Origin of the sequence: Lysinibacillus antri (assembly GCF_003977595.1) — a bacterium.
Lineage (GTDB): Bacteria > Bacillota > Bacilli > Bacillales_A > Planococcaceae > Ureibacillus > Ureibacillus antri.
In genome coordinates this window covers 163927-173917 of record NZ_RYYR01000007.1, presented here as the reverse complement: position 1 = coordinate 173917, position 9991 = coordinate 163927, and the positions used below count along the sequence as shown (strand labels likewise).

The following is a 9991-nucleotide window of genomic DNA, read 5'->3' as shown; positions in this document are numbered from 1 at the left end:
ACGTGGGATTAAAAAATTGTCCATGCAGGCGATGCTTACTTTTGCTGCCATGAATTTAAAGAAGCTTGCCAATTGGACTTGGCAAGCTCCAGAAATGGCATAAATGATAATACCCGAGGAATATTTTTGCTTAAAATAAATCGATATAATACCCAAAAATCCGGAAAAATGACAAAAGGCTTTCAGAATGAGACCATTCTGAAAGCCTTTTGTCGACAATCTGAGGCATTCAGATCACTTCTGAATGCCTTTTTTGTATAATTTAAATCTTCCAACTTTCTAAATCATGAAAATAAAAAACTGTGGGTCTACTCGATAAATCCGAGTAGACCCACAGTTAAATAGTACTAAATATTTTAATAAGACAAATCTTTTATGGATAATCCTAATTTTTTTAACAACTCAATTGCAGTATCTTTTTCTTCAGTTGTTAGTACGCTCAATAATTCATGCAAATTTTGTTCATGCTCTGGAAATAGTTGTTGCATGAACTTTGAACCTTCTTCTGTAATATCAGCAAAGGTAACTCGTCGGTCAGAAGGGCATGATACACGAGTTAAATACCCTCTTTTTTCGAGTTTATCTATTACATAAGTAATCGAACCACTAGCTAGAAGAATTTTATTCCCTATCTGTTGTAGGGGTTGACGACCTTTATGGTAAAGCAATTCTAATACTGCAAATTCAGTTGGGTTTAATCCATGATGTTGAAAAAACTGATTCGTCACTTCATTAATTGCTTTATTTGCTCGAGATAGGACGATATATAATTTTAGCGATTGTTTAATCTCGTTTGTTGACATGACAAATCATCCTCTTTTTCAATATATACATGCATTATATCGATAAAAAGAAAGCTTTGTCAAAAACATTCATAGACTATACAACCGGTAGTGTTTTTCTCGAATCATTTTCAAACCAATAGTTGCTTCGGTCATCTTTATATTCTGAGCAGAAGGATTGTTCACAAAACGGTATTGTAATTTTAAAGGTTGTCCCCTTACCAACAAAACTTTCAACAGTAACAGAACCATTATGCTCTTCAACAACTTTTTTCACCAATACTAACCCTAATCCAGTTCCAGCTTCCTTCGTCGTATAAAAAGGTGTAAAGAGTTGCTTTAATTCCGCCTCAGCTATACCTTGCCCTTCATCTTGAACTGCAAGTAACACGCCATCATCTGTATATTCAATAGATACCATAATCGTTCCGCCATTTTGCATCACTTCGATTGCATTCTTCACTAAATTAATCAACATTTGCTTTAATCGATTTTCATTTCCAAAAATTTTGGCTGTGTAAGGATCATAGCATTTCATTATTAGATTAATATTATGTTGAATTGCATGCGGTTGCATTAATTCTACTACTTCTTCAACCACTTGATTAATAGAAAGTGTTTCAAACGACCGTTGTTTAGGTTTCGATAGATATAATAAATCACTTAAAATAGATTCCATACGATGTAATTCAGAATCCATTACATTTAGATATTTCTTGCTATCATCCGCTGAATTCATCTTTAACAATTCAATAAAACCTTTTAAAGAAGTCATTGGGTTTCGAATTTCATGGGCAATACTTGCGGCCATTTCACCAATGGCATTTAATGAGTTTTGCTGCTCAAGCTGTCGTTTCAGTGTAATAAGTTCCGTCTCATCTGTAATCGTTGTGACGATTAGACCTAACTTATAATTAAATTTACTCTCTAATTTAAGAAACAATGCTTCCCCATTATCCAAATGAGATTCAACATTTAAAGAAGCTCGTCCACTGTTTAATAGTTTTTCCATAAATTTCAACTTACGAAATTCATAATCTATTAAATTGTCAAAAATTCTTTCATACCCTTCATAAATTAATGCGTTTTTCTCGCAATTAATATATTGTGCGGCTAATTCATTCATTTCGACAATTTCGCCGTCTATATTCGTAAAAATAAGACCATGCGTTACGTCATCAATCATAGAAAAGGCTGTTGAACTGATTGATTCATCTTTTCTTGCTTCTTTTACTATGTCAATTCTCGCAAATATCAGATTTTTTTCTCATGATAATAGCCTGCTAGTTTAATTTCTTTATACTGAACTTCATTAACACGAACTCTTAAAAGACAAAAACCACCCATATCCATACGAATTCTATTAACAAAAGCAGACCATCGAACTTCTGATTGCTCGTCCAATGATAATTGATTGTTTTGTTTAATATTTATGTTTAATAATTGCGCTGCACAGTCATTGATTGACTCAATTTGACAAGAAGTATTTAAAATAAGTACTGGATCTTGAACGGTTTGAAACAATTTCCTAAATATAGGACTAACAGTTTTCACCATTTTGCAAACACCAATCCTTCCATTTGGAAAAATACTCTTACATTCTATTTTTCACGCAAATCTTTTACATTTAGTTTATTATTTACAAGATACGATTATGACTGCCATTTTCTATATTTGCTAAATATTCACATTTTAGATTTATTACAAATTATTTCACAATTTTTTTGGTAATAAAATGGGTAAATACTATCAATTTCTTATTTTTACGATTTAATACGTCATATTTTTTTATTTAAAAAAGTATTTTTATGATAATCACAAGTATTTAGTTCTACGTATTTTTTCCTTTTATTTTTTATTCAATCACTCGAGACGAAAGGTATATTTACCTACAAACCTAACTTTAGAATAAATAAGTACAAAAAACTTAGTATTAATTTGTCGAAAAAAATTTAATATATTTTTCCAGAAAATTTTTAAACATATATTTATAGTACTTTTTATATATAAAAAGATGCCTCATGTAAGATTATGAGACATCAACATAATTTATCCTATAATGACACGTTCTTTCGGATATCGATATGGAAGTTTATCGGCCTTGCCACCTAACGTGTATAAAAACGAAATGAGTCCAACACGTCCAATAAACATTAATACCATAATAACAAACTTACCTTCTGTCGACAGATTTTCTGTAATACCTAGCGACATTCCACACGTTCCGAAAGCAGAAGTGATTTCGAAAATGATTTGTGTTGTAGTTGCAGAAGGTTCTGTTACTAACAAAATCATGGTAGCAATCATGACCATGAAAAAAGCAAGAATGATAACTACATACGATCGAAATATATCGATTACATAAATTTCACGTCCAAACAATTGGATTTCTGTTCGTCCATTTGCAAAATTAAATAAAAATAAAATTGCTAGTGCAAAAGTAGTTGTACGGATTCCTCCACCAACAGAACTAGGTGATGAACCAATAAACATCAGGAAGCTTAAGAAAATATCTGTCGCTTCACTAAATTGCGAAACATCAAATGTCGTTAACCCGCCAGACCTTGACGATATGGAGTGAAACATTGCAGTAAAAAGCTTTTCATGCCACGGCATCCCACGAAAGGATTGAAATGATTCGATAAATCCTATAACAATTGTTCCAACGACAAACAAAATGCCGTATGTAACGACTGTAATTTTTGTAAATAAACTAAACCGCACAGTTCTGTTTTTCGATAATAAAAAGTTTTTTATTTCAATTAACACTGGAAAACCGATTGCCCCTAGGACGATAAGAATCATAGTAATAAATTGCACGAAATAATCGTTATGATATGGTTTTAAACTTTCACCTGTTAAATCAAATCCACCATTTGTTGTTGCTGATATTGATGCAAATATTCCGTGTTTTACGGATTCTCCCCAAGTATCAAAATATTGGTGAAAGTGAATTGAAAGAATAAATGCCCCAATAGCTTCTATAATAAATAGAAGCTTTACGATTTCCTTAAGAAGTTGGACCACTCCAGAAACATGATATTGATTATGGTCGATCATAATCAATTGTCGTTCACGCATTCCAATTCTTTTCCCAGTGATTAACCAAAGAAAAGTACCAAGAGACATAATACCAATCGCACCTAGTTGTAAAATAACGAGTAGAACAACAATACCAAATGGTGTAAATGTTGCAGATATATTAAAAACGGTTAACCCTGTAACACTAACAGCACTGACCGCAGTAAAGAGACTATCAACGATTGATACTTCTTTCCCATCTAGATATACTGCTGGGATTCGTAATAGTAAGAACGAAATTGAAATTGCTATAAAATAATACGATACAAGAAGTTGGAATGGCGTGATTACTCGGTTCTGTTTTTTTTTGAAAGCCACATTATTCGCCTCTTTTTACAATAGTTAGGACATTTATCTAGTATAAAAAAAAATTATCTAAAAGAAAAGAGGAACAGTTTTAAACTGTCCCCCTCGACGTTCATTTATTCAATAACCTCTTTTTTCTTCTTTGCAACACTCGTAAACCATCCAAGAACAGCAATTAAAAGTAGCACAACCCAGAAGATGAGCTTCCAAGTTGTAGAATGTGGGAATTCGTGAGGAAGAATACCAACTTTATCATGAGATAATGTTAATACGACTAACTTCACCCCTACCCAACCTACAATTAAAAATGCCGCTGTCTCTAAATCTGGGTAATCATTTAACACTTTAACAAACCATTGTGCTGCAAATCGCATAATAATCATCCCGACAATTCCACCAAAGAACATAACGCCGAATTGCCCTGCATTAATACCACCAATATGGAAATCTCCTAATTCAGGTAAAGTCACCGCGATTGCTACAGCAGCTAACATTGAGTCAACAGCAAAGGCAATGTCTGCAAGCTCTACTTTTGCAACGGTAGCCCAAAAACCTTTACCTTTTTGCGTACCTTCTTCTAGTTCATCCTCACCCTCATCGGATTTCTTAAATTTCTGTTCGTAAATATGTTTGATTGAGATGAACAGGAGATAAAGTGCACCGATTGCTTGAATTTGCCAGTAATTCACCAATATTGTAATTAAGAATAATGCAACAAAACGGAAAATAAATGCCCCTACTAATCCATAAAATAATGCCTTTTTCTGTTGTTCTTGAGGTAAGTGTTTTACCATTACAGCCATAACTACTGCATTATCCGCTGCTAATAAACCTTCTAATACAACGAGCACTAATAGTACCCATGCGTATTCCAATAAAATTGCTTCCACGAAAGTTCCTCCTTGTCTTTTGTATACCCATTTTGAATAGATTTTAATATGCACAGATTTCTCCACATTTAGGCAAAAAGAAAAGACCTCTGCCTAATAATAGGCAAAGGTCTTGCTAAGCAATAATTAGTTTAAATCAATTATGCTTTCACACCCGATGGTAAACACCATGTAATGACGAATGTGAAGTAAGTATTTTTAAAATACTTATAAGCTACTCCCCTTTGACAATAGTCAAATGGATATTTAATTTTCTGTGACATTATTATAACATATGTTTCCACTTCTTGCAAAGTGTTTATTTTATTTCAATATGGTAATTTTTATTATGTTTATGCTCATTATAAAATTTTACCATAGTCGGAATGGTTGCAATAAAATCTGCACAAGTAATATTCCCCTTTTTTAATACTTCTTTCGCCTGTGTACAATCAAAGGTTGCGTTCCATGTTAAATAATCCAACGTTTCTATTTCAACACCTAAAAACTTTCTAAATCCTTTAACTTCCATAGTTTTACGTGTTAATGCTAACGGTAATCTTCCTTTTGGGCTTTTTCCCGTCATCTCCTTCACCATCATACGATATACTTCTTGAACTGGATGGGGATTTGGATCTGTCAGATGGAGCGTCAATCCTTCAGCACTTTCTTCCTCACAGATAAAGGTAGCAGCGTTTAAAATGAAATCGATAGGCACAACATTGATTGTGGCACTTGACTTACCGATGTAAGGGATGAATGGCAAACTTTTTAAGCGATCAATCATATTTAAAAAGAAGTATGGCCCATCAAACTTGATCGTCTCACCTGTTTCCGAATGGCCTCTAACAATACCAGGACGGATAATGGTAAGGGGGACTTGTAGTTTTAAATCTTCTACCAATAGCTCAGCTTCATATTTCGTTTCTTCGTAATGATTTTTAAATTGAGTTGGGCGCAAAAGTTCCGTTTCTAGTAACACCCCTTCTCGCATACCAGCCACATACGCCGTACTAACATACATATATCGTTGTAAATTTGGAAGTGCCTTCACAAAGTTATTTACCATAGAGGTGCCATGAACATTTACTTTCCAAGCTAAATCGCGAGGCACAGCTAGGTCATAAATTGCAGCAAGATGCCAAAAGATCGTAATATCATTCGCTACTCTTTTTATTGTTTCCTCAGATATCGCTAAGTTAGGTAAAGTTATATCGCCCTTAATAATTTCTATGTGACAATTCGGATACTCCTGCAAAATCAATTGGCTTTCCTTTTCGGCTTTCCCTATTTCAGTTGATAACACGACAACCACCACATTATTAGTCATACCCTTTTTGAATACCGTTCGAATTAATTGACTTGTAATAAACCCCGGAAAACCAGTAAAAAAATGAATCCCCATAATATTCCCCACCCCTTCTACATATCCACTTGTTTCCATTTTAACAATTGTACTAGAAATGAGAAAGCAAATAAGTTTAGCTGCTACAATAGTTATTTTGCCTACAATTAAAGTAATCATTTTCAAAAAACAAAAAAACGCCAAACAACTGGCGCTTTTTCGATAAATTATAATAAACTAAATAATTTGATATGCTCATTTTTCTCAGAGAACCAACGCATCGCAAATTCATTTTCAAATAAAAATACGAAATTATCAAAACGGTCCTTCACTAACATTGAGCGAGAAGAAGACATCGATTCCTTTACATCCTCTACATTCTCAATCCAACGTGCAATTTTCGAACCAATTGGCTGCATAATAACGTCCACATTATATTCGTTTCTCATTCGGTGTTCGAACACTTCAAATTGCAGTTGCCCTACCGCACCTAAAATAATTTCTTCCGTATGCAACGTCTTGTAATATTGAATGGCTCCTTCTTGCACAAGCTGAAGAATCCCTTTATGGAATTGCTTTGATTTCATAACATTTTTCGCTGATACGCGCACGAAAATCTCAGGAGTAAATTGCGGTAATTTTTCAAATTGGAATGTTTTCTTTCCACCGACAACTGTATCACCAATTTGATATGTACCCGTGTCATAAAGACCAATAATATCTCCTGCCACTGCTTCATCTACTGTTTCACGGTCATCCGCTAAAAATTGCGTTGATTGTGATACTTTAAATGATTTTTGTGTGCGTGAAAGTGTAATATTCATACCACGCTCAAATTTACCCGATACAATTCGAACGAAGGCAATACGATCGCGGTGAGCTGGGTTCATATTTGCTTGAATTTTAAAGATAAATCCAGAGAAATCGTTGTGCTCTACCGGATCAATAAATTGCTCATCTTCCGTAATACGTGGTTGAGGAGCTGGAGCAAATTGTAAATACGTTTCTAAAAATGTTTGCACACCAAAATTCGTTAATGCCGAACCGAAAAATACTGGTGTTAATTCACCACGGCGAATTTTGTCCTCTGAGAATTGGTTACCCGCTTCATTTAACAGTAAAATATCATCCATTGCTTGCGTATAGTAAGAAGTCTGTTTCATTGGATGCTCTACAGCTAATTCTCCATCCTCATCGATTGGTAAAAAGCGTTCAGCTTCTTCTGTGCGGAATTGTTCAACACGTTTATTATAACGATCGTAAATACCTAGGAACTCTTTCCCCATACCAATTGGCCAGTTCATTGGATACGCATTAATGCCAAGTACTTCTTCTAGTTCTTCGATTAATTCAAGTGGTTCTTTCCCTTGACGGTCTAATTTATTAATAAACGTGAAAATAGGAATACCGCGCATACGACATACTTTGAATAATTTTAAAGTTTGGGCCTCAATCCCCTTTGCCGCATCCACTACCATGACCGCGCTATCCACCGCCATTAACGTACGATACGTATCTTCAGAGAAATCTTGGTGACCTGGTGTATCTAAAATATTGACACGAAACCCATCATAGTCAAATTGCATGACAGAGGATGTAACCGAAATCCCACGTTGCTTTTCGATTTCCATCCAGTCCGATGTGGCAAATTTACCTGTCTTTTTACCTTTAACCGTACCAGCGTCGCGAATGGCACCACCAAATAGTAATAATTTTTCCGTAATCGTCGTTTTCCCAGCATCCGGGTGAGAGATGATGGCAAACGTACGACGAGCAGTTATATCTTGTTCTAATTTTGACGTCATTTTTTAAGTCTCCTTTATTTGTACCTTTCCTATCATAAAAGAATTTACTCATGTTACACAACATTTTTTCTTATTTTCAATAGAATAACCCTCTCTACTAAAAATTAGAGAGGGCAAAGCGAAAAAGTTTTATCTATCTAATCAATTACGCCTCGGCGTAATTGCATCCAGATTTCGGACTCGTGTTTAAACGAGCCAACTCCTTTACGAAATCTGTGACATCCGCCTGGGGCTTTATCTTCATTCAGTCGGGGTTTGAACCCCCACTGAAATCGTTACTTTTATTCATTCATCCCCCACTTATAGAAATGGGAGTCTTCTGCTGAATGAAAATTAAACAAATTTTAAACGTCCTGCTTCGATGGCGATTTCTGCATCACTATGAGGATATTTTGTATTTCCGATAATTTGATAATCTTCATGACCTTTACCTGCAAAAATAATAATATCACCAGGGTCTGCTACCGATACGGCATGGCGAACTGCTTCTGCACGATCTCCGATACATGCATAATTTTCATGAAGCATGCCTTTTGCTAAATCGCCTGTAATGCTATCATACTCTTCGAATCGAGGGTCGTCTGTTGTTAACACGACATAATCTGCTATTGACGCTTTTTCCGCCATGGCAGGTCGTTTTGACTTATCACGATTTCCTCCTGTACCAACTAAGAAAATTAATTTATTTTCCGGTTTTTTATAGGGCAGTGCTGCATTGATTGCTTTTTCAATGGCATCTGGTGTATGTGCATAATCAATGAAAATTTTCAATGGTAAGTCTGTTTTCACCTTTTCCATTCGACCGCGTACTGGGGCTAAATCTTCTATTTGCTCGATTATGACATCCATTTCATAGCCTTGTGCATAAAATACAGCTGTAGCAGCTAGTACATTATACACGTTAAATTCCCCAATCAATTGCATGGATACCGGGAACGTGCCTACAGGTGTTACCATATCAAAGGTTGTTAAGTTATCATCATAACAACAGTTTTCAGCTTTGAATACGGCATCATTAACTAAACCGTATGTCAATATAGGATAAGAAGTCATTTTTGCATATTTTTCAGACCATGGATCATCCGAATTTAATACCGCATATTTATTTTTCGTAAAATCTTGACCTAGTTGAGAGAATAACAACCCTTTTGCATTGCCGTACTCTTCCATTGTCCCGTGGAAATCTAGATGGTCATGGGTTAAATTTGTAAACACTGCAATGTCATAATCAACACCAGCTAATCGACCTAATGCTAAACCGTGTGAAGATACTTCCATCACCATCGCATGGCAACCTTCCATTTTAGCACGGAAAATCATTTGTTGCGTACTTAGGGCATCACTTGTCGTATTGGCAGATTCGTATAAGATTCCGTTTAAATTAAAGCCAATCGTACCGGATACAGCCGACTTTTCGCCCATCCCAATCAACATATGATGAATAATGCCAGAAACACTTGTTTTGCCGTTTGTACCTGTAACACCAATCATTGTCATATCAGTGGAAGGATAATCGAAAAATTTAGCAGCAAGTATCCCTAAAGCACGATTTGTATCTTGCACGATGATTTGAGCGATTTCGCCTTCTAACTGCAATTGACGTTCCGTTACAATGACAGTTGCCCCCATCTCTACTGCTTTTTGGGCATAATCGTGACCATCTACCGTATAGCCTTTTATACATATAAATAAGCTTTTTGGTTGAACGCTTCTTGAATCAATTGAAATATCTACAATCGTATTTGGCAATTGCCCGATAATTTCCTTAAATGGAATGGCACTAATCAATTCTTCAGTATACAT

General features: G+C 35.1%; 8 protein-coding genes. All 8 read right to left on the bottom strand.

The window, feature by feature from the left end:
* Positions 1-356: 356 nt before the first annotated feature.
* The 8 genes from EK386_RS07290 to EK386_RS07255 all read right to left on the bottom strand — a co-directional run bounded on the left by EK386_RS07290 (position 357) and on the right by EK386_RS07255 (position 9991).
* The gene (locus EK386_RS07290) at positions 357-803 is read right to left on the bottom strand and encodes a MarR family winged helix-turn-helix transcriptional regulator (protein WP_126658417.1); all 447 of its coding nucleotides are present in this window, start codon (positions 801-803) and stop codon (positions 357-359) included.
* A gap of 76 nt (positions 804-879) precedes the next feature.
* Positions 880-1968: an ATP-binding protein gene (locus EK386_RS07285; protein WP_126658415.1), complete on the bottom strand. Its 1089-nt coding sequence runs from the start codon at positions 1966-1968 to the stop codon at positions 880-882.
* 68 nt (positions 1969-2036) lie between these two features.
* Positions 2037-2339: a PAS domain-containing protein gene (locus EK386_RS07280; RefSeq protein ID WP_126658413.1), complete on the bottom strand. Its 303-nt coding sequence runs from the start codon at positions 2337-2339 to the stop codon at positions 2037-2039.
* A gap of 492 nt (positions 2340-2831) precedes the next feature.
* Positions 2832-4181, bottom strand: a complete 1350-nt coding sequence (locus EK386_RS07275) for a TrkH family potassium uptake protein (protein ID WP_126658412.1) — start codon at positions 4179-4181, stop codon at positions 2832-2834.
* A 104-nt stretch (positions 4182-4285) separates the two neighbouring features.
* A complete protein-coding gene (locus EK386_RS07270) occupies positions 4286-5059 on the bottom strand; it encodes a TerC family protein (protein WP_126658410.1) in 774 nt (257 codons plus the stop codon).
* 298 nt (positions 5060-5357) lie between these two features.
* Complete coding sequence (locus tag EK386_RS07265) at positions 5358-6443, bottom strand: SDR family oxidoreductase (protein ID WP_126658408.1); 1086 nt, start codon at positions 6441-6443, stop codon at positions 5358-5360.
* Between the two features lie 167 nt (positions 6444-6610).
* On the bottom strand, positions 6611-8188 hold the full coding sequence (locus EK386_RS07260) for a peptide chain release factor 3 (protein WP_126658406.1): 1578 nt from the start codon (positions 8186-8188) through the stop codon (positions 6611-6613).
* Between the two features lie 333 nt (positions 8189-8521).
* Positions 8522-9991, bottom strand: coding sequence for a UDP-N-acetylmuramoyl-L-alanyl-D-glutamate--2,6-diaminopimelate ligase (locus EK386_RS07255; protein ID WP_126658404.1), 1470 nt, complete (start codon positions 9989-9991; stop codon positions 8522-8524).

Bases quoted from the DNA above. Each gene is read 5' to 3' on its own strand.
- EK386_RS07290 (WP_126658417.1), bottom strand. From the start codon at position 803: ATGTCAACAAACGAGATTAAACAATCGCTAAAATTATATATCGTCCTA.
- EK386_RS07255 (WP_126658404.1), bottom strand. From the start codon at position 9,991: ATGTATACTGAAGAATTGATTAGTGCCATTCCATTTAAGGAAATTATC.
- EK386_RS07280 (WP_126658413.1), bottom strand. From the start codon at position 2,339: ATGGTGAAAACTGTTAGTCCTATATTTAGGAAATTGTTTCAAACCGTT.
- EK386_RS07285 (WP_126658415.1), bottom strand. From the start codon at position 1,968: ATGATTGATGACGTAACGCATGGTCTTATTTTTACGAATATAGACGGC.
- EK386_RS07265 (WP_126658408.1), bottom strand. From the start codon at position 6,443: ATGGGGATTCATTTTTTTACTGGTTTTCCGGGGTTTATTACAAGTCAA.
- EK386_RS07260 (WP_126658406.1), bottom strand. From the start codon at position 8,188: ATGACGTCAAAATTAGAACAAGATATAACTGCTCGTCGTACGTTTGCC.